This window comes from Aequorivita vladivostokensis (assembly GCF_000952855.1).
Lineage (GTDB): Bacteria > Bacteroidota > Bacteroidia > Flavobacteriales > Flavobacteriaceae > Aequorivita > Aequorivita vladivostokensis.
In genome coordinates, this window is the sequence record NZ_JSVU01000004.1 from 189465 (window position 1) to 211975 (window position 22511).

The following is a 22511-nucleotide window of genomic DNA, read 5'->3' on the forward strand; positions in this document are numbered from 1 at the left end:
GATTTTAAAGAGCGTTCGCCATACGGCCGCCGTACATTTAATAAAAGTATAACACACTTACATTTCTGAAAAGATTAACGAACTTCGCTTTTGGGCGCAATATCTTTGCAGCTTTTGAAACCAACTGCTTTTGAAATTTCCAAAAAACATAGTAGCCACCTCACTAAAAGACCTTTCGGAGTTTGTAAACAGTACAGATTTCTCCAAGGCCATTCTTTTGGGAATTGCACTTACCCTTCCCATTGTGGCCGGTGTAAAACTGGATGCGCTGGATATAGGAATAGCCGTAACCGTGGGAGCCATGCTTGCATCGCCAAGCGATGTCAGCGGCAGTATTCGGCATAAAATTACTGGAATCTTGCTGGCTACGCTGCTGGCCATGATCGTAAGCTTAATTGGCGGCTATCTGCACCTATCGCTGTGGTTGGTCTTTCCAATTTTGGGCATTTTGATGTTCGGCATTTCCTATCTTTCCATTTATGGATTTCGGGCCTCGCTTATTAGTTTTTCGGGGCTTTTTGCCCTGGTTCTGAGTTTTTCAAATTTTTCAGACGTTATACAACCCTACGAGCGGATGCTGTTAATCGGTATCGGAGGGCTTTGGTATGCGGCTCTTGCGTTGCTTCGGCATTTTATTTTTCCGAAGGCACCCACTGAATATTATCTCTCAAAAACCATTAAACTAACGGCAGACTATTTAAGGACACGTGGGGAATTGGTTGCCGAAACCGCTGACCGGACACCGCTTTTAAAGAAATTATTAAATACGAAAACCGAGCTAACCAACACCCACGAAACCCTGCGCGATATTTTAATTTCGAGTAGGACCGGCTCGGGAAAATCTGATTACGAGGGAAAGCGCCTGCTCATTTTTGTCCAGTTGGTAGATATGCTGGAACTGGCGATGGCAAACCCCGTGAATTATGCAAAAACGGATGAATTTTTTAGGAAGAAACCCGCGCAATTGGCAAATTTCCAGGAGTTGCTTTTTGCCATGAGCCAGAGGCTGAACATTATTGCCGACAATATTGCTACGCCGAAAAAACTTCGGAAAAGTTCCAAAATAGAAATGTTCGCAAAAAGAATCAAGGACGATATTTCTGAATATGCAGCGGCTTCCAATGAAATTTACGATGAAAATCTATTGTTGCTCAGAAATCTTTTCAAATATCAAAAAGAGCAAATAAAGAAATTAGAAAAAATAGAATGGTTGCTCTTAAACCCCGCAAAACGCGAAATTTCAACCCTCAAAAAAGAAGATTCCCGCAGGTTTTTGACCAAAGAGAATTATGACCTTGAGGTACTGATAGAAAATTTCAATCTGCGCTCCCCTATTTTCAAGCATTCGCTTAGGTTGGCGGTGATGACAATGATTGGCTATGGGGTGGGAATCCTGTTTTCCCTCCAAAATCCGTATTGGATTTTACTTACCTTGATTGTAATTATGCGCCCCACTTTTGGCCTGACAAAAACACGTTCCAAAGAACGAACCATCGGAACCTTGATTGGCGGCGCGCTGGCCGTGGGCATCGTTTTGATTACTCAAAACCAAACGGTTTACGGTATTTTGGCAATCGCTTCGCTCGTTATTGCCTTTTCCATGGTGCAGCGCAACTATAAAGCCGGAGCAACTTTTATTACGCTGAGTGTGGTTTTTATTTATGCGTTGATGCGGCCCGATATTTTTAACGTTATCCAGTATCGGGTAACAGATACCATTATTGGCGCAGGGTTGGCCACCTTGGGAAATCTGCTGCTCTGGCCCGCGTGGGAAATACAAAGTATGCAAAAAACCTTACTGGAAACGGTTAAGGCCTACCGGGTCTATTTGGAAGAAATTATCGGCTATTACAACACCAAAGGCACCGTTCCCGACCAATACAAAGTGGCCCGCAAGAAGTCCTTTTTGGAAATGTCAGACCTCAGCGCAGCCTTTCAGAGAATGACGCAGGAGCCCAAATCGAGACAGAAAAGTCTGGACAAGGTTTATGAAATCGTGGTTTTAAACCACACTTTCCTTTCGTCCTTGGCGTCGTTGAGCACCTATATTCTCAACAATCCCACCACGCCTGCTTCAAAAAATTTCAATTTGGTTTCCGAGAGAATTGTTCAGAATCTCAAGAGGGCCGAGTCTATTTTAAAGGAAGAAATTCCTTCCCAACAGATACCCGAAACGGAGAGCACGGAAGATATTTTTGAGGCCACTTTTGGGAAAAGCATTCCGTTTTCCGAAGATGAAAAAAACTCAACATCTGATAGTTTTCATTCAAAAATGGAAGAAGCCCATTTGGTGCGGGAACAGTTGAAATGGCTTTTGGCAATGAGCGAAAAAATGCCGAAACTATTGAGGGAAATTGAGTTTTAATAATTTATATTTAAAATTTCAAAATTGCCTATGCATAAAAATATCCGTCATCTTCAGCCAGTTGCTAACATAAAAATAATTTTTGCCATAATTCTCTCATTGTTCTCTGTTTACCTATTTTTTGCAGGAACCTTATTTGGCCTTATTCTGCTAGGCGCAGCATTAAAACTATCTTTAAGGGAGGGTTTTGAACTGAATTTAGAGGAAAGAAAATATCGAAACGTTTATTCCATTTTCGCAATTAACTTTGGGTTCTGGAAAAAATTGCCGGAAATAGAATACATTTCCGTTTTCAAAACAATTAAAAATAGTAGAAGTCGAGTAATCACTGCAGAAGCAACGTTAGGTTTTGAGGTTTTTAAAGTGAATATGTTTTACAACAGGAATCAACATATTGAAGCGTATATTAGTGATGAAATGGAAGATGCTTTTTCTGTGGCCAAACATATAGCAACTGTCTTGGAGCTGGATATTCTGGACGCAACGAAGCCAGAAAAAGAATGGATAACTGTTACTTCACGCTCATAATTTTATAACCATTTCCATTGAAGCTGAATTCATCACCTTTCTTCTTGCCCGAAAGAAGCAACCCCACGGGAGAATTTAGCGCCACACAAAGGTAGTGCGACCTTCCAATGGTAACATTGCCTATGGAGATACTGAGGAAATAGGTAAATTTATCCGTATAGACCAAGCTTCCCAAGCGGGCATAGTCTGACGTTGCGTTCACATCGATTTTCTTTAGAAGCTGCACGATTTTTTCAATTTCCTGTAACTGTTTTCCGGCATTTTCACGGTCAATCTGGAGCATTGCGCGCCCCGTTTCGTGTTTGTCGCCACTGCTGCTTTTGGATTCCTCAAGCAAGGATTCCTCGATATCGGCAATGGTCTGTTTTATTTTGGAATAACGGTTGTCAACCTGTTTTTGGCAGTGTTGCAGCAATTCGGTCTTAATTTCTACTGCGGTCATTTTTTCTTTTTGGAATTTGGTATTTGGGATTTGTTGCTTTTCCCCTTGGGTTCCTGTTTTTCCAACACAAAAGGGCCGTAATACCGCATTTGGCGAACTATCCACTGTGTGCGCCGTGCCACGTATGGACCCGGCGGATTGGCTCTATAGCGCTGCGGGCTGGGTAAAATTGCGGCAATCGCGGCGGCATTTTCAACCCGAAGATTTTTTGCCGACTTTTTAAACCAATATTGCGAAGCAGCCTCGGCCCCAAAAACTCCGGGACCCATTTCGATGCTGTTGAGATATACTTCCAAAATACGCTCCTTGCTCCAAAGCGTTTCAATCAAAAGGGTGAAATAAGCCTCCATTCCTTTTCGGAACCACGTCCGTCCCGGCCATAAAAACGCATTTTTTGCGGTTTGCTGCGAGATGGTGCTGCCACCGCGGAGCTTCTTTCCTTTTTCGTTGTTTTCCAATGCTTTTTCAATCGCTTCCCGGTCAAAACCGCTGTGACTTAAAAATGTCTGGTCTTCGGCGCAAATTACCGCCAGTTGCAGATATGGGGAAATTTCCTCAATCGGCACCCAATCGTGGCGGGTTTCGTAATTTTTATCTCCTTCCATCGAGCGGATTGCCATCAAAGGCGTGTAAGGTACCGGGACGAACTTGTAAATAAGTACCCACAAAACCGTAAGCCCGATAAACCAAAGAATGAGTTTAAAAATAAATTTGAATAGTTTTTTTATCATAAGCCCTCTCCCGCTCCCTCCCCCGAAAGAGGGGGAGGGAGCGGGAAATGTATTTAATTAGTTAATTCTGCCAATTGTTTCCCGATTGAACTGCCAATGGCGACGCCCATTCCGCCGAGACGCACGCCGCAGAATACGTTTTCAGAAACTGCCTTTACAATCGGTTTTTTCTGTTTTCCCATTCCCATAATGCCGCTCCACCGTCTTTCAATCTCGAAGGTTCGCCGTGGTAAAATTACGGTTTTAAGCAATTCCTCCAACTTGTTTTGCACCAATTCCGTCAATTGCATTTCGGTGGTTTCCTCAGCTTTAAAATCGAGGTTTCTGCCCCCACCAAAAAGGATTCTGTTGTCAATATTTCTAAAGTAATAATAGCCTTTGTCCAAATGAAACGTTCCTTCTATTTGAAGATTTTCAATGGGTTTGGTAACCAAAACCTGCGCCCTTGCTGGCTTCACATCTTCATCCAAAAACTGTTTCGCGAAACCGTTTGTGGCGATAAAGACTTTTTTCACTGAAATGTCGATGGAAGAATTTAGTTGAAATGAAACAGATTCGCCATTATCTGAAATTTCTGTGATTTCTGAAGAATTCAGTATCAAAATGTTTTCTTCCGAGGCCTTTTTTATGAGCCCGAGCATCATTTTTCCGGTGTCAATCTGTCCTTCAAACGCACTGTAAATAAGTTTTGGCTGAATATGTTTAAAGCCGAAATGGTTTTCTTTTTCTGAAAAAACTTCGGCTTTGAAGATTGGTTTCAGCAATTGGTTTACGTAGCCAATCTTTGATTTGCAAGTTTCAAAAAGCTCGGTGTCTTCCTTTGTAAAAAGTTCGTAGCCGCCGTATTCTTGGTAATCCAACTGTCGGTCACCCAAAGTATTCCGAAGCAATTTTAACCCTTCTACCCTGTTTTTAACAAGTTGTACAACCTCTTCCTCGGAATGGTTTTTTAAATCCTCCAATATTTCAGAAATACTTCCGAAGCAGGCAAAACCAGCATTTTTGGTACTTGCACCGCTCGGTAAAGTTCCTCTTTCAAAAACTACAACTTTACTTTTGGGAAATCTCCTCCGAAGCGAAAGCGCGCAGCTTAAGCCCACAATTCCGCTTCCGATTATGGCGTAATCAATGTTTGAAAGCCAGGTTTTATTTTCCCAGAAAGACAGATTCATTTTATAATAAACTCCAAATTAAAAAGCACCAAATTCCAAAGGTACGTTTTTTGGAATTTGATGCTTTATTTTTGGAATTTGAAATTTATTCTTCTTCGGGCTCGTTCATTTTAAACGTATTCATAAACGCCGTGGTGTAATTTCCAGCCACATAATCGGGTTCATCCATCAATTGGCGGTGGAATGGGATTGTGGTCTTTATGCCTTCAATTACAAACTCATCCAAAGCGCGTTTCATTTTATTTATGGCCTCCTCACGGGTTTGTGCGGTGGTGATAAGCTTTGCGATCATGGAATCGTAATTGGGCACAATGGTATAACCTGCATACACGTGGGTGTCCAAGCGCACGCCGTGCCCGCCTGGTGCGTGTAGCACGGTAATCTTACCCGGCGAGGGTCGGAAGTCGTTGTACGGATCCTCAGCGTTGATTCTACATTCTATGGAATGCAGCTGCGGGGTATAATTTTTTCCCGAAATCGGTACGCCAGCTGCAACCAATATCTGCTCGCGGATTAAGTCGTAATCGATTACCTGTTCGGTTATTGGGTGCTCTACTTGAATACGGGTGTTCATTTCCATAAAGTAGAAATTTCGGTGTTTATCTACCAAAAACTCTATGGTTCCAGCTCCTTCATATTTTATGTATTCAGCGGCCTTTACGGCGGCATTCCCCATATCGGTACGCAGCTTTTTAGTCATAAACGGACTGGGCGTTTCCTCTGTAAGTTTTTGGTGGCGACGCTGAATGGAGCAGTCTCGCTCACTTAAATGGCAGGCTTTTCCGGTACTGTCGCCCACAATTTGGATTTCAATATGGCGCGGCTCCTCGATGAGCTTTTCCATATACATACCATCGTTTCCAAAGGCGGCGGAAGCCTCTTGTCTTGCGCTTTCCCATGCTTTTTTAAGCTCTTCCTTTTTCCAAACGGCGCGCATTCCCTTTCCGCCTCCTCCGGCAGTAGCTTTCAGCATAACAGGATAACCAACTTCTTCGGCAAGTTTCTCACACTTTTCGTATGATTCGATAATGCCGTCACTCCCGGGAACGGTGGGAACTCCGGCCGCTTTCATCGTAGCTTTGGCCGAAGCCTTGTCGCCCATGCGCTCAATCATTTCTGGAGAAGCACCTATGAATTTTATGCCGTGCTCTTGACAGATTTTTGAAAACTTGGCATTTTCGGAAAGAAATCCGTAGCCAGGATGAATGGCATCTGCATTGGTTATTTCTGCGGCAGCGATAATATTGGACATTTTGAGATAGCTCAAATTGCTAGGCGGTGGGCCAATGCAAACTGCTTCATCAGCAAAGCGAACGTGTAGGCTCTCCGCATCTGCGGTTGAATAAACGGCAACCGTTTTTATTCCCATCTCCTTACAAGTACGAATAATTCGCAGTGCGATTTCGCCTCTATTTGCAATTAATATCTTTTTAAACATACTGTTTTGAAATTACAAATTACAAGCACCAAATTCCAAAGTTAAAATTTGGAATTTGGAATTTGGAATTTGAGATTTATATTTACGACGGATCTACTAAAAACAATGGTTGGTCAAATTCTACCGGAGAGGAATCGTCCACCAAGACTTTTACGATTTTACCGGAAACCTCACTTTCAATTTCGTTGAAAAGCTTCATTGCCTCTATCACGCAAAGTACATCGCCTGCGCTGATGGTGCTTCCAACTTCCACAAAAACGGGCTTATCTGGCGCGGGTTTTCTGTAGAAAGTACCAATTATGGGTGACTTTATAGTGATGAATTTAGAATCTTCCGCGGCAGCCGGAGCATCTGTAGCCGGAGCCGATTGCGGAGCTGCAGGAGTCTGGGGCTGCATCTGCATCTGCGGCTGCGACATTGCAGGTATTTGCTGAATATAGGTGGTTTCACCTCTATCATTTTCAGATCCTGTTTTAATCGTGATCTTTATGTCTTCCGTTTCAAGTTTTACTTCGCTGGCACCGCTCTTTGCCACAAACTTGATCAAGTTTTGTATGTCCTTTAAATCCATATTTAGAAATTTTAGTCTTTTGGGTTGTTAAAATTATTTTGAATCGTAGGCCCATTTCACATAAACGGCGCCCCAAGTAAAGCCTCCACCGAAGGAAGCGAATATCAAATTATCTCCTTTTTTTAATTGTTTTTCGTAATCAGCCAAACAGAGCGGCAAGGTTGCAGAAGTGGTATTGCCGTATTTGTGGATGTTCATCATTACCTTCTCATCAGGCAATTTCATTCGTGAAGCTGCAGCATCGATGATTCGCTTATTGGCTTGGTGCGGCACCAGCCAGTCCACATCTTCACCGGTAAGGTTATTGTTTTTCATCACTTTTTCGCATACGTCGGCCATATTTGATACGGCAAATTTGAAAACCGTCTTACCTTCCTGAAAAACGTAATGCTGTTTATTGTTTACCGTTTCAATTGAAGCAGGCAGCAGAGAACCTCCAGCATCAATCTTTAAGTATGGTCTTCCTACGCCATCGGTTCGAAGGTATTCGTCTTTCACGCCGAGTCCCTCGGTATTTGGTTCAAATAGAACGGCCCCGCCTCCATCACCAAAAATGATACAGGTGGTTCTATCTGTATAATCAATGATAGACGACATTTTATCGGCACCAATTAGGAGTACTTTTTTATATTTTCCGGACTCGATATATCGTGCCGCTGTTGACATTCCGAAGAGAAAGCTGGAACAGGCCGCAACCAGATCATAGGAAAAGGCGTTAACGGCACCAATTTGTGTTGCGACGTAAACCCCGGTAGCCGCGACAGGCATATCTGGCGTTGCGGTTGCCATGATAACCATATCAATATCGGCAGGATCTGTATTGCTTTTTTGAAGAAGGTCTTTTGCGGCTTGGATAGCAAGATAGGAGGTGCCTTTGTCTTTATCCTTTAATATTCTCCGCTCTTTGATTCCGGTTCTGGTAGTAATCCACTCATCGTTGGTATCTACCATTGTTTCCAAAATTTTGTTTGAGAGAACGTAATCTGGCACGTAACTCCCTACAGCGGTGATAGCTGCCGTGATAGTATTCATAAAGCTGAATTAAAATTCACAAAAAAGACCAAAAATCTTTTAAAAAGAGTGAAAATTACTAAATTTTACTTGAAATTCGGCACTAATTAAGTTGTTTTTGACTTTTTGCGAAGTAAAAAAACAAAAAAACCCTCACGTTGCTGTGAGAGTTTTAAAATAAAGTATATAAAATTATGCCTCTACTTGCTCAGTTGCATCAATTACAACTTGACCACGGTAGTACATTTTTCCTTCGTGCCAGTGGGCTCTGTGGAAAAGGTGCGACTCACCAGTTGTTGGGTCTGTTGCAAGTGTAGGGGCAGTAGCTTTGTAATGCGTTCTTCTCTTATCTCTTCTTGTTTTCGAGATTTTTCTCTTAGGATGTGCCATTGCTATTTATTATTTATCCGTTAATAGTTTTTTTAATGAATCCCATCGGGGATCGGTATTTTCATCCTCGGGCGCAGCTTCTTCATCTATCGCTTTTGGACTCAATTCTTCAAGTTTGTCGAGTATATCACTTTTTAATGTGCCGTCTTTTACCCCGGGATGAATTCTTCGTGAAGGCATAGCCAGCACAATGGATTCATAGATGTATTGCTGGATGTTCACTTCGTAACTTCCGTGCGGCAGAATGAGTAAATCTTCATTTTCATCATTATACTCCTCACCAAATTTCACAACAAATTTATACGCCCCTGAAATCTCTTGATCAAAGGGCTCGTTTGTCATATCACAAGCAACGTTTACGGTTCCATTAAATGTTAATGTGAACTCCAGCAACGTGCTCATTTTTTCCAGCAGTACGTCGAGATTAATGGCAGCGTCATTAAATTCGTCATACTCAAAATGCTCAAAGAACGCTTTTTTTAATTCAAAGTTAAACTGGTGTTTTCCTAATTTCAGCCCTACGAAAGGGATGGTAAACTCTTTCAAATCCTTCATTTTCACACCTATTTAAGACCTTAACCTTACGGATAAGGCGGGTGCAAAGATAAAAAATTATTTGAATAGCAATTAGTTTTTTTATTTCTTTTTTGAATACCCTCTTTTCCGGTTAATTTGAAGTGGATTTTTGGAGATTTCGAGATATTCCTCCCGTGTCTCAAAAATGGAGATCGCGCTGAATACAGCTTCGCGAAAAGACTCAAAGTTTGCCTCGTTTTTTCCCGCCAAATCAAAAGCCGTTCCGTGGTCTGGCGAGGTGCGGATGCGATTAAGACCTGCAGTGAAGTTTACGCCCTTTCCAAATGCCAAGGTTTTAAAGGGTATCAAACCTTGATCGTGATAGGAAGCTATTATTGCATCAAAATTTTTGTAATTGCCAGACCCAAAAAAGCTGTCGGCGGCGTAAGGGCCGAAAACCATTTTTCCATTTTTGCGGATATTGTCGAGCGCAGGACGTAAAATAGTATCATCTTCGTCACCAATTACGCCATTGTCGCCCGTATGTGGATTAATCCCTAAAACCGCTATTTTGGGTTTTTCAATACCGAAGTCTTCAATCAACGTGCGATATATGGTTTTAATTTTTTTATCGATTCGTTCCCCAGTGATGTTTTTTACAACATCCTTAACGGCAACATGGTCTGTTAAGAGTCCCACCCGCAAAGTTTCAGAAATTAAAAGCATTAAACTTTCCCCTTCGAATTCCTGCGCCAAATAATCCGTATGGCCCGGAAAATTAAAACTTTCCGATTGAATATTACTCTTGTTTATAGGCGCTGTAACCAATACATCAATTTTTTTCTCTTTTAATGCAGAAACAGCAGCCTTTAAAGATTTAATGGCATATTCACCCCCGGTCTGGTTCTCCTCACCAAAAGAAACATCAACGTGTTCCTTCCACACATTGAAAACATTTATCTTTTTCGGCACAACATCTTCTATCTTATCAATTCCGTGAAAATTAATGTCCGTGTCAAAATGTTTTTTGACGAAAGACATCAACTTCACCGAAGCAAAAATAACAGGCGTACAAAATTCCAGCATACGTGAATCCTCAAACGTTTTTAGAATTATTTCGCTTCCAATCCCGTTAATATCGCCGATGGAAACACCGACAACAATTTTATCCTCTCTGCTCATTATTATTGGCTTTTATAATTGTTACTTTTGCAGTACAAATGTAACCAAATACAACGATGTTTACAGGAATTATTGAAACCATTGGCGAAATAGTCCAACTTACCAAGGAAGGTGAAAATCTTCATATAGAAATTAAGAGCCCATTGGCTCAGGAATTGAAAATAGATCAAAGCGTATCGCACAATGGGGTTTGTTTAACTGTAGTTGAAGTAAAAGATGCGTCTTATGTGGTTACCGCTATTCAAGAGACTTTAGATAAAACAAATCTAAAAACGCTAACAAAAGGTTCTTTGGTGAATTTGGAAAGAGCCATGAAGCTGGGTGACAGGCTGGACGGCCATATAGTCCAGGGTCATGTGGACGGGACTGCTATTTGTAAAAAAGTGGAAAATTCAAATGGCAGTTGGGTTTTTACTTTTGAATATAAAAATTCAGAATTCAGTACTGTTGAAAAAGGCTCTATTACGGTAAATGGTGTAAGTCTTACGGTAGTTGATTCTAAAAACGGGGCATTTAGTGTTGCAATTATCCCCTACACTTTTGAGAACACAAATTTTAATAAAATAGAACAAGGAACCGAAGTAAATCTTGAATTTGACATTATTGGGAAATATGTCAAAAGTATTATGAAGCCTTATTTATAGAACGGTTTCTTTTAAAAAGTATATAAGCTCCAAATAGAATACCCAAAACAATCAAAATCCATAAATTATCGTCTATTGGAAAATGGGGCGGACGATTTTGGGAAGGCGGCGGCGGTCCCTGCCCAGCAGAAGCCGACTGAATAGCAAGCATTATAAAACTATAAATAAATGTTACCATGGTTGTTCATTAACGATTTGGGGATCGTGTTTATGCGCCTAAAGTAATAATTTTTTTTTATCCTCAAATAAAAAATGAGTTATCGGATGATTAATAACTCATTTTTAATGTGAAAATTGCCTTTTATTTAGGTTTTAATGTGGCTCGTTATAAGCCTTTTGAAAAAAAGTGGTCCCACATGGGCTCGAACCATGGACCCCCTGATTATGAGTCAGGTGCTCTAACCAGCTGAGCTATGGGACCGTTATATTTTCAATATTTCAATTATCAGTCCAATCGAAAGTCGAAAACTTCTTTGGAAGGATAAATATTGGGTCTGCAAATGTAAAACACTTTGCAAATACTGCAAAACTATTTTTACTTATTCTCAATTTCTTGGCAAAGCTCTACCAATACGCCATTTGCCGATTTAGGATGTACAAACGCCACCAATTTATTGTCGGCACCTTTCTTGGGCTTTTCGCTAAGCAATGTGAACCCTTCATTTTTTAGGCGTTCCATTTCTGCCCATATATCAGTAACCGCAAAGGCAATATGGTGGATTCCCTCGCCTCTTTTTTCAATAAATTTCGCGATGGGACTATCCGGATCTGTAGCTTCCAAAAGCTCTATTTTACTTTCGCCGCATCGGAAAAAAGAAGTTTCCACGCCTTCACTTTCCACTTTTTCGCTTTTGTAGGGGGCGCTCCCCAACAAGGCTTCATAAGTTTTATTGGCTTCGGAAATATTCTTCACCGCAATACCTATATGTTCAATTTTCTCCATAATTTCTTCTTGAATGGTTCAAAAATACAAACTTAATTCCATTGAAATTCAACAAGCTTGTGGCTTCCTTAACAATCCGTACACTTTTATGTTCTATTTTTGCAATATGGAAGAAACCAACAGACAAAAGAAAATAGCCGGCGTGCTACAGAGCGACCTCGCAAATGTGCTGCAAGCGATGCTTCGTGAGGCAGGACAAATGGGCATTATTATTTCGGTAAGCAAGGTGGGCGTTACAACAGACCTTTCCATTGCCAAGGTTTATGTAAGCGTGTTTCCTGCTGACAAAGCAGAAACGATCGTTAAGGAACTCAACAAACTAAAGCCGAACATAAAACATCAAATTGCCCAGCTTACGAAACATCAGCTACGCAAAATGCCCGATCTTTCATTTTATAATGATGATTCTTTGGAATATATAGAAAAGATTGACAAAGCAGTAAAAGGAGAAGAAAACCCCTTGAAAAATCCCGATTTGCTTCCGAAACGAAAAAAATCATAGCTTGAATTTTTCGCTCTACATCGCCAAGCGTTATTTATTTTCCAAAAGCAGCAACAACGCCATCAATATTATAACCGGCATTGCGGCAGTGGGCGTTGTGGTGGGTGCTATGTCTTTGTTTATAGTGCTTTCCGGTTTTTCGGGACTAAAGGACTTTAGTTTGCAATTTACCAACGTTTTTGACAGCGATTTAAAAATTTTTCCAAAAAGCGGAAAGACCATCACCTTTTCCAAATCCCAAAAAGAAGGTCTAAAAAAAATTGTGGGCATTGAGGATTATTCTGAAATAATCGAGGAGCGCATCTTTCTTCATTACAAAGGAAAAAACCACATTGCTTACATAAAAGGGGTGGACCCGCGCTACGGAAAAGTTACGCAACTGGACAGCATAATGTATTATGGCGAGTGGTTTGTACCCCACCAAAACGAAGTAGTGGTAGGCCTTTCTACGATTGCCAAACTCTCGATGGGCGTTCGCGATTACGGAGCTCCGCTGGAAATTTATGTCCCAAAGCCGGGAACGGGCCAACTGAATGCGCTGGATCCTTCCGATGCCTTTGGCAAGGAAAATGTAGTGGTTTCAGGTGTGTATCAGGTAAACGAGGATTTGGATGCAAAATATGTTTTTACCGATTTGGCCTTTGCCAGAAACTTACTTTCCTTGGACAGTACGAAAATCTCTTCCATTGAAATGAAATTGACGCCTTCAGCTTCCGAAGAAATGGTGCGAAAGGAAATTGAGAAAGTCTTTCCCGAAGGGATCATCGTCAAAAATAGAATCCAGCAGAACGATGCCCTCTACAAAATGCTGAATACCGAAAACATTGCGGTTTACTTAATCTTCACTTTGGTATTGATCATTGCGCTCTTCAACGTAATCGGCTCCATAATTATGATGGTTTTGGACAAGCGGAAAAATATAAAGACCCTCTACAATCTGGGCGCTTCCCTACCCGAAATACGCCGCATCTTTTTCCTACAGGGTACGCTAATGACCGTGCTTGGGGGTGTGCTGGGTATTTTTTTGGGAATCCTGGCAGTACTTGCGCAACTGAAGTTTGAATTTGTGGCCATAACCAGCACTTTGGCCTATCCGGTAAAGATGGAGTTTTTAAATATTGTAATTGTATTCGTTACCATCACGGTATTAGGAATTATCGCTTCAAAAATTGCTGCCAGTAGGGTTCGGGAAAAACTTTTGGTGTAACCCCAAAAAATAAAATTTCTATATTTTTATAAGAATTTAAACGATCAGGTATTCTGGATCGGCGCCCAGGCTTACCAAAGCACTACATATTTCTTTTGTGAAAATTTCTGGTCCACAAACATAAAAACGGGAACTAAAGTCGCCAATGGTCTCAATAAGAAATTTACGATCAATCCTGCGTTCGCGAAACCCGATAACTCCCTCTTGGGTAAATACATTTCTATAAGCCGGACCAAGCATTTTAGTCAACTCATCGTGCAAAATAATATCCTCCTTAGTTTTATTTGAATACAAAAGCGCAATTTTTCGCAGGTTGCCACTTTCAAAAAGTGCCCGAAAAATCGCAATAAAAGGAGTTATACCCGTTCCGCCGGCAATGAATATACCGGGCCCCTTATATTCAATAGTTCCATATATTTTGTGAAGTAACAATTCATCACCGGTATTCAATTTGCCCATTTGGAAAGTAACGCCTTCATGGTCGTCATAAATTTTGATAATAAATTCCAAATAGTCCCAATGCTGAAGCGAAGTAAACGTAAACGGCCTAATTTGATCCTCCCATCCTGGCTGATTGACAGATATGAGTGCGGATTGCCCGGGAGTATATTTAACGTCTTTAGGCTTCTCCAATACAAAGCGTTTCACGTTATGGGTAATATAATGGGTGGTGCGTATCTTGAGCTTGTGCATTGTAAAAGTTGAGATTCAAAGATAACAAGGATTTGCTTATCTAGAATACAATTTCTCCTTAAGCAAATTCGTAATCCCCAAACGTTTCGAGAACTTCATCAAAGGCTTCAAAAACCGAGGCAGAATCATCGCTGGTTACCATTTTCATGCGGTATTCCTTAAAGTTGGGAATGCCTTTAAAATAGTTTGTGTAGTGGCGACGTGTTTCAAAAACGCCCAGGGTTTCACCTTTCCATTCTATGGCCATTTGTAAGTGCCTCTTGGCTGCATCAACCCGTTCAAGCATGGAAGGAGGCGGTAAATGTTCACCAGTTTTAAAATAGTGTTTCACTTCCTTAAAAAACCATGGATACCCAATACTGGCGCGGCCTATCATTGCACCGTCCAAGCCATATTTGTCGCGCATTTCCATCGCTTTTTCGGGCGAGTCCACATCACCATTTCCAAAGATGGGGATGTGCATTCGTGGATTGTTTTTTACTTCGGCAATGGGTTTCCAATCAGCATCGCCTTTATACATCTGTGCCCGGGTACGACCGTGAATGGAAAGGGCTTGACAACCCACATCCTGTAAACGTTCGGCCACCTCAACAATCTTTATTGAATCATGGTCCCAGCCCAAGCGGGTTTTTACGGTCACGGGAAGTTTTGTGTGCTTTACCATCGCCTCGGTTAGGCTTACCATTAAATCGATATCTTTCAAGATACCCGCGCCGGCTCCTTTTGAAACTACTTTTTTAACGGGACAGCCAAAATTGATGTCGATCATATCTGGACCACTGGCCTCAACTATTTCAACACTGCGCAGCATCGACTCTAACACGGCGCCAAATATTTGAATTCCCACGGGGCGTTCCTTTTCGTAGATATCCAGTTTCATCACGCTTTTGGCTGCATCGCGAATGAGGCCTTCCGAAGAGATGAATTCCGTAAAAACCACATCGGCACCCTGCTCCTTGCAAAGCGCGCGAAAAGGTGGGTCGCTCACATCTTCCATCGGAGCGAGCAGCAACGGGAAGTCTGGCAATTGTATGTTTCCTATTTTTGGCAATTCGTAAGTTTTGGAACTGCAAAAGTAGTAAATATCAGTAATATGAAATTTTAAAAGAATTTATTTGCCCTCTAGCCTGTCGCCCTCGTCGGTTTCTATTTTTTTGCTGTTATCACGAAGTCGGGCATTTCCGAAGTTGTATTTGAAACCTAAACGAAACAATCTGCTTTCAATATTTGTGTAGAAATAATTGTCTTGATTGTAATAATCTGAAACCGACGCAGTGTTATTGAGGGTATTAAAAATATCATCGAGGCCAATGGTCACGCTGGCGCGCTTATCCCACAAATCCTTTCTGACAGATAGATTCACGTAGTTTTGGTTTTTGAAAAAGCGATTTCCAAAAACAAAATTCGAAATGTACACTCCGGTTAAATCTGCAGTGAAAGAACGGTCTTTGGATAGCGTGAAATGATTGGTAAGATAAATATATTGTCCAAAAGTATCGTTTGTATATTTTTCTTGGCTGCTTTGGAGAGCGTAAAATTCATTCGCCAAATAAAAAGTAGAAGTGTTTATATGCATCCACCACCAAGTGTTGAGCGAACCAAAATAGGTTATGTCGAAAGCATATTGATAATTTCTAATCATATTGGCATCGATACTGCTTAAGGTACTGTTGTCATTATTCTGTAAAATCAATATGTCCAAGCTGTTTTTTACATTTTCATAATAAATTTCAAAGAATAACTTTCCTTTATGGTCAAAAGCAAGTGTAATTTTATCTTGAATTGCAGGAACCAAATTGGGATTACCTCCAATTGAATTGCGTTCAGTAATAAAATATTTAAACGGATTTAAGCTCTGATAGCGCGGGCGTTCGACGCTGCGGCTGTAACTTAGGCCTATGCCATTATTGTCGTTTATGTTGTGATGGAAGGACGCTGATGGAAAAAGATCGAAATAGGTTTGGTTATTAATCTGGCCCAAAGAACGGGAAAGGGCATCTACATCAGTAAGCTCTCCCCGAAGACCAGCCGTAATGCTCCACTTTTCCCATTGCCTTTCAAAATTGATATAGGCCGCATAAATATTCTCTTTATAATTGAAATTGTCGGAAAGGGAAGTGTTAAACGTGGAAGTGCTGTTTACGGTGTTAAAAAAATCCAATTTACTTTCCGTATCGATGCTGCTAAACTTACCACCTGCCTCAAAAGCACCGGTCCACAATTCAGAAGATACATCGGCTTGTGCGGTGAATATCTGGCTATTTTGTTTTGAATCTGTATAAAAACTATTGTTTCTCAAAAAATCACCATTCGGCAATAAATAGTCAGAGCTTACACTTTGATTTTGAATATTATCATAATAAATATAATTGGCCGAAGTATTGAAGGTAGCGCCTTTTTCATTCAAAATTCGGTTGTAGTCCATCGCAAAAGTAAGATTCTGGGTTTCATAACCTACATAACTGAGCGTAGTAATTGTAGAATCCAACTGCCGCTGCGAATTACGGATTAAGGAATTGCCGTGATTCACATAATCCACTTTGGGCGTAACCGAAACATTTGAAGTAAGGCTGATTGTATTTTTAGAATCCAATGTAAAATCCAGTACGGTATTTCCATTGTGGCTCTCACTGTGCGTTGTACGGTCAAATTTGGTTTCCCAAAAAGATTTTGTAGATACTTCATCGGGCTGAAAATAACGGATATTATTATCATCCTCCTTATAATTTTTTTTATTTCCATAGGAATAACTCGCGTAAACATTTAACCAATTATTCTTATAAAAATGGGAAGTTCCAAAATTATACTTCGGGAATATTCCTTGCTCATAAGTTGCATTTACCGAACCTTTATAACCTATAGAAATAGACTTTGAAGTTACAATATTCAGTACCGTACCGGCTTCGGCGTCATATTTGGAAGATGGATTTGTAATAACCTCAACCGATTTTATATTTGCGGCGTCGGTATTTTCAAGCAGCGCTATTATTTCCGAAGAAGATAGATACACTCTTTTCCCATTGATATAAATGATCGGTGATGAAAACTTAATTTGAATATTTTCACCTATCACCGTAACTCCCGGGGTTTTTTTAAGAAGATCCATCGTATTGCCCACGGAAAAAGAAGTGTTTTCCACTTCAAAAGTAAGTTTTCCGGCAGATTTGCGTATCGTGGGCAGCTTGGCTACGACCACTGTTTCATCCAGAATGTTCTGGCTTTCCTCCATAACCACATTTCCAAAATCGTGGTTTGATGAAAGCTGGATGGTATGCTGTATTTCCTTAAATCCGATATAGCTAAAGTTGATATTGTACGTTCCCGAAGCCAAGTTCTTTAAGGCAAAAGAACCGTCTTCGTCAGTTGTGGTTCCCTCCCTCGGGGTTTCGTCCGCATTTTCGTACACCAGTACGTTCACGAAAGAAAGGGGGTTGCTATTTTCGTCCATTACCTTCCCAGTCACAGAAAAGTCCTGTGCCATCAAAATTCCACCGCTCAGGCAGAAAAAGTACATAATAAATCTTGTCATAACATAAGTAGATATCTGGGGCGACACCCGTTACTATGATTCTTTTCTGGGGAGATAATACAGTGCATCGTTGTATTACAACTTTGCCCTACAAATATGTTAAAAATTTATTAATTAAAAGCTATCGAAAATCAATTATTTTAACAGAGCCAATCAAAATACATATAATCACTCTTTTAATCTATATTTGCAACTTGTAGCACGAAGAAGGAATTATTTATGAAGAACATTCGCAATTTTTGCATTATCGCCCATATCGACCACGGAAAAAGCACCTTGGCAGACCGTCTATTGGATGCCACTGGTACCGTAACCGATCGCGAAAAACAGGCACAGTTGCTTGACAATATGGATCTGGAGCGTGAGCGGGGCATTACCATTAAGAGCCACGCCATTCAAATGGATTACGTTTACAAAGGTGAAAAATATATACTAAATTTAATTGACACCCCAGGCCACGTCGATTTTTCGTATGAGGTTTCCCGTTCCATCGCGGCTTGCGAAGGAGCCTTGCTGATTGTAGATGCGGCGCAGAGTATTCAGGCACAGACCATTTCCAATCTCTATTTGGCTTTGGAAAATGATCTGGAAATAATACCCGTGTTAAACAAAGTCGATCTTCCCTCTGCCAATGTAGAGGAAGTAACCGATGACATCGTGGATCTGTTAGGCTGTAAACCCGAGGAAGTTATTCCCGCAAGTGCAAAAACCGGGATTGGCATTGATGAGATTTTAGCCGCAATTATTGAACGCATACCGCCACCCAAAGGAAATCCGGATGAGTCTTTACAGGCTTTGATCTTTGATTCGGTTTACAATCCCTTTCGTGGGGTGGAAACGTATTTTAGAGTGCTAAATGGCGAAATTCGAAAAGGACAGCACATAAAATTTATGGCTACCGGGAAAAGCTATTTTGCCGATGAAGTGGGCACCCTAAAATTGAAACAACAACCCAAGGAAGTTGTAAAAACCGGCGACGTGGGCTATCTTATTACGGGCATAAAGGAAGCAAAAGAAGTAAAGGTGGGCGATACCATTACCGATTCAAAAAACCCAACCGTCAATATGATTGAAGGCTTTGAGGATGTAAAGCCCATGGTTTTTGCAGGAATTTATCCCGTAGATACCGAAGACTATGAAGAGCTACGCAACTCCATGGAAAAATTGCAATTGAACGACGCTTCCCTAGTTTTTATACCGGAAAGTTCTGCTGCTCTTGGTTTTGGTTTCCGTTGTGGGTTTTTGGGAATGCTACATCTCGAAATCATTCAGGAAAGACTGGAGCGTGAATTTGATATGACGGTTATTACTACCGTCCCCAACGTATCCTATCACGCCTTTAGCAATAAGGAACCAGATGTTCCAATTTTGGTGAACAATCCATCCGATCTGCCAGACCCATCTAAATTGAACCGGGTAGAAGAGCCCTACATTAAGGCTACAATCATTACCAAATCAGACTTTGTGGGTTCTGTAATGTCGCTTTGTATTGAGAAAAGAGGAGAAATTACAAATCAAACCTATTTAACCACCGAACGTGTAGAACTTACTTTTGACATGCCTTTGGCCGAAATTGTTTTTGACTTTTACGATAGATTGAAAACCGTTTCCAAGGGTTATGCTTCCTTTGACTATTCTCCTATCGGGATGCGCCAGTCGCACCTAGTCAAGGTAGATGTTCTGTTAAATGGAAACATTGTGGATGCACTTTCTGCATTGCTTCATCGCGATAATGCGTATGATATTGGGAAGAAAATCTGCGAAAAATTACGCCAACTCATCCCACGCCAACAATTTGATATTCCAATCCAGGCGGCCATTGGTGCAAAAATAATTGCTCGTGAAACGGTTAAAGCCTTGAGAAAGGACGTTACCGCAAAATGTTATGGTGGAGACATTTCCCGAAAGCGAAAACTGTTGGAAAAGCAGAAGAAAGGAAAGAAACGCATGCGCCAAGTAGGAAATGTAGAAATCCCGCAGGAAGCGTTTATGGCGGTCTTAAAATTAAACGATTAAAAAAAGCCCTGCATCTTCAGGGCTTTTATGTAATTCAACGATAGTATTTAGTTGCAAGACCCGCCTGCTTGTTCGAAAGCAGCGATATATTGCGCATAAGTTACACCATTTAAATCTGTAGTCTGCGTTTGTCCATCTTGTGTTACAGAAATAGTACCATCTCCATTGTCACAGATTTCGGTAATTGTTGCCGTACCTAAAATTTCTAATTGACATGTATTACAGGTTCTGTCATCACCATCATCATCTTTCTTACAGGATGAAACAGCTAATGCTAAGACCAAGGCACTAAATAATAATTTCTTCATAATTGATAATTTTTTAAGTTAAAACGCCAAATATGGAAAAATCAAAAAATACCCACAAACATTTTTTAAGAAAATTTTAAGAAAATTTTAAGTTATCCGCCACAGTTTGCGCCAGCAGACTCTAAACCAGAAACATAGGTGTCATAAGGCGTTCCTGTGTTTTGGCCATTTACGGAGGCGTTGCCATCCTTTTCCTCGCAGACCTGAAAATCTGAAGTTTCGGCAGAGGAACAGGTAGTACAGCTAACACCATCATCATTTTTACATGAAATGACCGCTAGACCCAGGAACAAGGCTATTATAAGAACAGATTTTTTCATTTAAATCGAATTTATTAAAAAACGTTTCTTTTTCAGGATTATTTCTTCTCTTTCGCTTCATTTTCAGAGCGGGTAGCATTCACTACATCCTCAAAATCCATTGGTTTCCCGAGATAGACCAAACTACATCCTTCTTCCACTTCCAGTTCCGTGGGTGCGGTAATGAGTTCAAGAAAACCATTGGGACGTTTTAGAAATAAAGGTATGGCATTTTCATTCTCGCTTATTATATTCAGCACGCGCAAAAACTGATTGTGGCTTTCCACAGGAATTTCCTGAATAGAGGGGAAATCCTGCGCAACTTCAGTGAAACGACTGTAGTCGTGCGTGTATGAAAATAATTCTTTTGCAGATAGACTCTGCCGTTTCCGCATTTCTTCAGAGGTCATCAATCTAAACGTTCCATTTTCACCAAAATAGCGTCCAAAACGGCTTATGGCCTGCTTGTTGATTTCGTCGCTACCGGTCATTGCCAATAAGTAGCCCACATCGTTCAATTCTATATTATCCGTAAGATCATCGGCATAAATGTTTGCGGTAAAGGCCTCTAAGCCCAATTCTTTTGCCCTGTTGATATTTAATTGGTTGGAATCTATTAAAACTACATGGCGGTTATTTTTATGCAAATACGTGGCGATCAAGCGGGAAACCTTGGACGCTCCCACCATAAGTATTCCTTCAGATTTTTTCAGAAATACACCCATCCAGCCTGCCATAACCCGTGCGGTTGTAGCGTTTATAATTACAGTTATCAAAACAACGGCAAAAACCAAGGGCGTAATATACTCGGCTCCCACTACGCCTTTTGAAACCAATTGCGTTCCAAAAAGGGAAGAAATACCCGCAGCAACAATACCCCGCGGGCCTACCCAACTTATAAAAAGTTTTTCGTTGGTTTTGAGCGAAGAGCCCACTGTACTTGCAAACACCGTTAAAGGCCGCAGTATGAATATTATGATAGCCAAAAGAATAGCCGTTTTCCAATTATAGACCAGCAACAGATCTTCGATACTTATATTTGCGGCAAGCAGAATAAAAAGTATGGAAACCAGTAACACACTGAGCGATTCCTTAAAGTAAAGAAGTTCCTTAAGGCTTGGCAAATCACTGTTACCAAGAAACATACCCATTACCACCACTGCCAAAAGTCCCGATTCGTGCGCGAAAAGATCACTGATCACAAAAACGGCCATAACTAGGGATAGTGATACCACGTTTGATAGATAGTGCGGCACAAATTTCTTTTTAATGGAAAAATAGAGAGCATAACCTGCTGAAATTCCAAAAGCCATTCCAATCAAAACAATTTTTCCAAAATCCAGCAACGCCTGCTTTGTATAGCCTGAATCACCTTCAACGCTAATAAATTCATAAACCAATACGGCTACCAAAGCGCCAATGGGGTCAATCAAAATTCCTTCCCATCTGAGAACAGCGGCTACATCCTTTTTCAGCGGAATGTTTCGCAAAATGGGGGTAATTACCGTAGGCCCAGTGACGATTATCAAGGCAGAAAAAAGAAATGATATGCGCCAGTTAAGTCCAAATACATAATGTGCCGCAATACCGGCCCCAATAAATGTAATGGCGGCCCCAATGCTTATGAGCTTTCCAATGGCGGGACCTACTTTTGAAATTTCGTCCCTTTTTAGCGTCAATCCGCCTTCGAACAGAATTATTCCCACGGCCAGCGAGACAAAATAAAAAAGATTCTCTCCGGGAAAGAGTCCTTTCTCGCCGTTCCATATTGGTTGGAGCCATTGTGTGCCATCGGCAGACATTAATGTGGACAGCGGACCCACCAATAGTCCTATTAAAATTAAGGGTAAGATAGCAGGAATTTTAAACTTCCATGCGACCCATTGGGCCAAGATTCCGAGAATTATAATTCCAGCAAGTTCTACCATTCAATTGGGTTTTCGGTAAATTAAACATTTTTCGTTTCCACGAAATATTAATGAATTGTTAAAAATAGTATAATTAATTTACACTACGCCCGTGCG

The 22511-nt window shown here is 40.9% G+C and carries 22 protein-coding genes and 1 tRNA gene; 6 read left to right on the forward strand and 17 right to left on the reverse strand.

The window, feature by feature from the left end:
- Positions 1 to 130 precede the first annotated feature (130 nt).
- Both MB09_RS07835 and MB09_RS07840 read left to right on the forward strand, forming a co-directional pair.
- Positions 131 to 2365: an FUSC family protein gene (locus MB09_RS07835; RefSeq protein ID WP_045080346.1), complete on the forward strand. Its 2235-nt coding sequence runs from the start codon at positions 131 to 133 to the stop codon at positions 2363 to 2365.
- Between the two features lie 30 nt (positions 2366 to 2395).
- Positions 2396 to 2893, forward strand: coding sequence for a hypothetical protein (locus tag MB09_RS07840; RefSeq protein ID WP_045080347.1), 498 nt, complete (start codon positions 2396 to 2398; stop codon positions 2891 to 2893).
- Here the strand turns inward: MB09_RS07840 and MB09_RS07845 are convergent.
- The 9 genes from MB09_RS07845 to pdxA all read right to left on the reverse strand — a co-directional run bounded on the left by MB09_RS07845 (position 2877) and on the right by pdxA (position 10346).
- Positions 2877 to 3335 carry a hypothetical protein gene (locus MB09_RS07845; protein ID WP_045080348.1) on the reverse strand — a complete coding sequence of 153 codons (459 nt, stop codon included), beginning with the start codon at positions 3333 to 3335 and terminating at the stop codon, positions 2877 to 2879. The two genes, MB09_RS07840 and MB09_RS07845, sit on opposite strands and share 17 nt — an antisense overlap.
- Complete coding sequence (gene mtgA, locus MB09_RS07850) at positions 3332 to 4066, reverse strand: monofunctional biosynthetic peptidoglycan transglycosylase (RefSeq protein ID WP_045080349.1); 735 nt, start codon at positions 4064 to 4066, stop codon at positions 3332 to 3334. Before mtgA ends, MB09_RS07845 begins: the two co-directional genes overlap by 4 nt.
- A 53-nt stretch (positions 4067 to 4119) precedes the next feature.
- Positions 4120 to 5238, reverse strand: coding sequence for an NAD(P)/FAD-dependent oxidoreductase (locus tag MB09_RS07855; protein ID WP_045080350.1), 1119 nt, complete (start codon positions 5236 to 5238; stop codon positions 4120 to 4122).
- A gap of 85 nt (positions 5239 to 5323) precedes the next feature.
- Positions 5324 to 6676: an acetyl-CoA carboxylase biotin carboxylase subunit gene (gene accC, locus MB09_RS07860; protein WP_045080351.1), complete on the reverse strand. Its 1353-nt coding sequence runs from the start codon at positions 6674 to 6676 to the stop codon at positions 5324 to 5326.
- 82 nt (positions 6677 to 6758) lie between these two features.
- Complete coding sequence (accB, locus tag MB09_RS07865; RefSeq protein ID WP_045080352.1) at positions 6759 to 7247, reverse strand: acetyl-CoA carboxylase biotin carboxyl carrier protein; 489 nt, start codon at positions 7245 to 7247, stop codon at positions 6759 to 6761.
- A gap of 33 nt (positions 7248 to 7280) precedes the next feature.
- Positions 7281 to 8279: a beta-ketoacyl-ACP synthase III gene (locus MB09_RS07870; protein WP_045080353.1), complete on the reverse strand. Its 999-nt coding sequence runs from the start codon at positions 8277 to 8279 to the stop codon at positions 7281 to 7283.
- A gap of 171 nt (positions 8280 to 8450) precedes the next feature.
- Positions 8451 to 8648, reverse strand: coding sequence for a 50S ribosomal protein L32 (gene rpmF / locus MB09_RS15730; RefSeq protein ID WP_062620449.1), 198 nt, complete (start codon positions 8646 to 8648; stop codon positions 8451 to 8453).
- A 9-nt stretch (positions 8649 to 8657) separates the two neighbouring features.
- A complete protein-coding gene (locus MB09_RS07875; protein WP_045080354.1) occupies positions 8658 to 9203 on the reverse strand; it encodes a YceD family protein in 546 nt (181 codons plus the stop codon).
- 81 nt (positions 9204 to 9284) lie between these two features.
- Positions 9285 to 10346 (reverse strand): 4-hydroxythreonine-4-phosphate dehydrogenase PdxA, encoded by a 1062-nt coding sequence (gene pdxA / locus MB09_RS07880; protein ID WP_045080355.1) that lies wholly within the window; start codon positions 10344 to 10346, stop codon positions 9285 to 9287.
- 56 nt (positions 10347 to 10402) lie between these two features.
- On the opposite strand from pdxA, the gene MB09_RS07885 reads away from it, so the two are divergent.
- Positions 10403 to 10990 (forward strand): riboflavin synthase, encoded by a 588-nt coding sequence (locus MB09_RS07885; protein WP_045080356.1) that lies wholly within the window; start codon positions 10403 to 10405, stop codon positions 10988 to 10990.
- Between the two features lie 347 nt (positions 10991 to 11337).
- On the opposite strand, the gene MB09_RS07890 is transcribed toward MB09_RS07885, so the two are convergent.
- Together MB09_RS07890 and mce are read right to left on the reverse strand one after the other, a co-directional pair.
- A tRNA-Ile gene (locus tag MB09_RS07890) sits at positions 11338 to 11411 on the reverse strand.
- Between the two features lie 114 nt (positions 11412 to 11525).
- Positions 11526 to 11933: a methylmalonyl-CoA epimerase gene (gene mce / locus MB09_RS07895; protein ID WP_045080357.1), complete on the reverse strand. Its 408-nt coding sequence runs from the start codon at positions 11931 to 11933 to the stop codon at positions 11526 to 11528.
- A gap of 106 nt (positions 11934 to 12039) precedes the next feature.
- Here mce and rbfA point away from each other — a divergent pair, with 106 nt between their 5' ends.
- Together rbfA and MB09_RS07905 are read left to right on the forward strand one after the other, a co-directional pair.
- Positions 12040 to 12435: a 30S ribosome-binding factor RbfA gene (gene rbfA / locus MB09_RS07900; protein ID WP_045080549.1), complete on the forward strand. Its 396-nt coding sequence runs from the start codon at positions 12040 to 12042 to the stop codon at positions 12433 to 12435.
- Between the two features lies 1 nt (position 12436).
- Positions 12437 to 13642 carry an ABC transporter permease gene (locus MB09_RS07905; RefSeq protein ID WP_045080358.1) on the forward strand — a complete coding sequence of 402 codons (1206 nt, stop codon included), beginning with the start codon at positions 12437 to 12439 and terminating at the stop codon, positions 13640 to 13642.
- A 36-nt stretch (positions 13643 to 13678) separates the two neighbouring features.
- On the opposite strand, the gene MB09_RS07910 is transcribed toward MB09_RS07905, so the two are convergent.
- The 3 genes from MB09_RS07910 to MB09_RS07920 are packed head-to-tail and all read right to left on the reverse strand — an operon-like array spanning position 13679 to position 17864.
- The gene (locus MB09_RS07910) at positions 13679 to 14335 is read right to left on the reverse strand and encodes an FAD-binding oxidoreductase (RefSeq protein ID WP_045080359.1); all 657 of its coding nucleotides are present in this window, start codon (positions 14333 to 14335) and stop codon (positions 13679 to 13681) included.
- Positions 14336 to 14393: 58 nt separating this feature from the next.
- The gene (dusB, locus tag MB09_RS07915) at positions 14394 to 15386 is read right to left on the reverse strand and encodes a tRNA dihydrouridine synthase DusB (RefSeq protein WP_045080360.1); all 993 of its coding nucleotides are present in this window, start codon (positions 15384 to 15386) and stop codon (positions 14394 to 14396) included.
- A gap of 60 nt (positions 15387 to 15446) precedes the next feature.
- Positions 15447 to 17864 (reverse strand): outer membrane beta-barrel family protein, encoded by a 2418-nt coding sequence (locus MB09_RS07920; RefSeq protein WP_045080361.1) that lies wholly within the window; start codon positions 17862 to 17864, stop codon positions 15447 to 15449.
- A 219-nt stretch (positions 17865 to 18083) separates the two neighbouring features.
- On the opposite strand from MB09_RS07920, the gene lepA reads away from it, so the two are divergent.
- The gene (lepA, locus tag MB09_RS07925; protein ID WP_045080362.1) at positions 18084 to 19880 is read left to right on the forward strand and encodes a translation elongation factor 4; all 1797 of its coding nucleotides are present in this window, start codon (positions 18084 to 18086) and stop codon (positions 19878 to 19880) included.
- A 47-nt stretch (positions 19881 to 19927) separates the two neighbouring features.
- Here lepA and MB09_RS07930 read toward each other — a convergent pair whose 3' ends face one another.
- The 3 genes from MB09_RS07930 to MB09_RS07940 form a co-directional block, all read right to left on the reverse strand.
- Positions 19928 to 20188, reverse strand: a complete 261-nt coding sequence (locus tag MB09_RS07930; RefSeq protein ID WP_045080363.1) for a hypothetical protein — start codon at positions 20186 to 20188, stop codon at positions 19928 to 19930.
- A 92-nt stretch (positions 20189 to 20280) separates the two neighbouring features.
- Entirely contained in the window at positions 20281 to 20508 is a 228-nt protein-coding gene (locus MB09_RS07935; protein WP_045080364.1) for a hypothetical protein, read from the reverse strand.
- Positions 20509 to 20546: 38 nt separating this feature from the next.
- Positions 20547 to 22415, reverse strand: a complete 1869-nt coding sequence (locus tag MB09_RS07940; protein ID WP_045080365.1) for a cation:proton antiporter — start codon at positions 22413 to 22415, stop codon at positions 20547 to 20549.
- Positions 22416 to 22511: the final 96 nt, after the last annotated feature.

Excerpts from the sequence above, each read along its gene's own strand:
- MB09_RS07870 (WP_045080353.1), bottom strand. The coding sequence starts at position 8,279 with ATGAATACTATCACGGCAGCTATCACCGCTGTAGGGAGTTACGTGCCA.
- MB09_RS07840 (WP_045080347.1), top strand. The coding sequence starts at position 2,396 with ATGCATAAAAATATCCGTCATCTTCAGCCAGTTGCTAACATAAAAATA.
- MB09_RS07910 (WP_045080359.1), bottom strand. The coding sequence starts at position 14,335 with ATGCACAAGCTCAAGATACGCACCACCCATTATATTACCCATAACGTG.
- accC (WP_045080351.1), bottom strand. The coding sequence starts at position 6,676 with ATGTTTAAAAAGATATTAATTGCAAATAGAGGCGAAATCGCACTGCGA.
- MB09_RS07940 (WP_045080365.1), bottom strand. The coding sequence starts at position 22,415 with ATGGTAGAACTTGCTGGAATTATAATTCTCGGAATCTTGGCCCAATGG.
- MB09_RS07935 (WP_045080364.1), bottom strand. The coding sequence starts at position 20,508 with ATGAAAAAATCTGTTCTTATAATAGCCTTGTTCCTGGGTCTAGCGGTC.
- MB09_RS07845 (WP_045080348.1), bottom strand. The coding sequence starts at position 3,335 with ATGACCGCAGTAGAAATTAAGACCGAATTGCTGCAACACTGCCAAAAA.
- rpmF (WP_062620449.1), bottom strand. The coding sequence starts at position 8,648 with ATGGCACATCCTAAGAGAAAAATCTCGAAAACAAGAAGAGATAAGAGA.
- MB09_RS07920 (WP_045080361.1), bottom strand. The coding sequence starts at position 17,864 with ATGACAAGATTTATTATGTACTTTTTCTGCCTGAGCGGTGGAATTTTG.
- mtgA (WP_045080349.1), bottom strand. The coding sequence starts at position 4,066 with ATGATAAAAAAACTATTCAAATTTATTTTTAAACTCATTCTTTGGTTT.
- MB09_RS07875 (WP_045080354.1), bottom strand. The coding sequence starts at position 9,203 with ATGAAGGATTTGAAAGAGTTTACCATCCCTTTCGTAGGGCTGAAATTA.
- mce (WP_045080357.1), bottom strand. The coding sequence starts at position 11,933 with ATGGAGAAAATTGAACATATAGGTATTGCGGTGAAGAATATTTCCGAA.
- rbfA (WP_045080549.1), top strand. The coding sequence starts at position 12,040 with ATGGAAGAAACCAACAGACAAAAGAAAATAGCCGGCGTGCTACAGAGC.
- pdxA (WP_045080355.1), bottom strand. The coding sequence starts at position 10,346 with ATGAGCAGAGAGGATAAAATTGTTGTCGGTGTTTCCATCGGCGATATT.
- MB09_RS07885 (WP_045080356.1), top strand. The coding sequence starts at position 10,403 with ATGTTTACAGGAATTATTGAAACCATTGGCGAAATAGTCCAACTTACC.
- lepA (WP_045080362.1), top strand. The coding sequence starts at position 18,084 with ATGAAGAACATTCGCAATTTTTGCATTATCGCCCATATCGACCACGGA.
- accB (WP_045080352.1), bottom strand. The coding sequence starts at position 7,247 with ATGGATTTAAAGGACATACAAAACTTGATCAAGTTTGTGGCAAAGAGC.
- MB09_RS07855 (WP_045080350.1), bottom strand. The coding sequence starts at position 5,238 with ATGAATCTGTCTTTCTGGGAAAATAAAACCTGGCTTTCAAACATTGAT.
- MB09_RS07930 (WP_045080363.1), bottom strand. The coding sequence starts at position 20,188 with ATGAAGAAATTATTATTTAGTGCCTTGGTCTTAGCATTAGCTGTTTCA.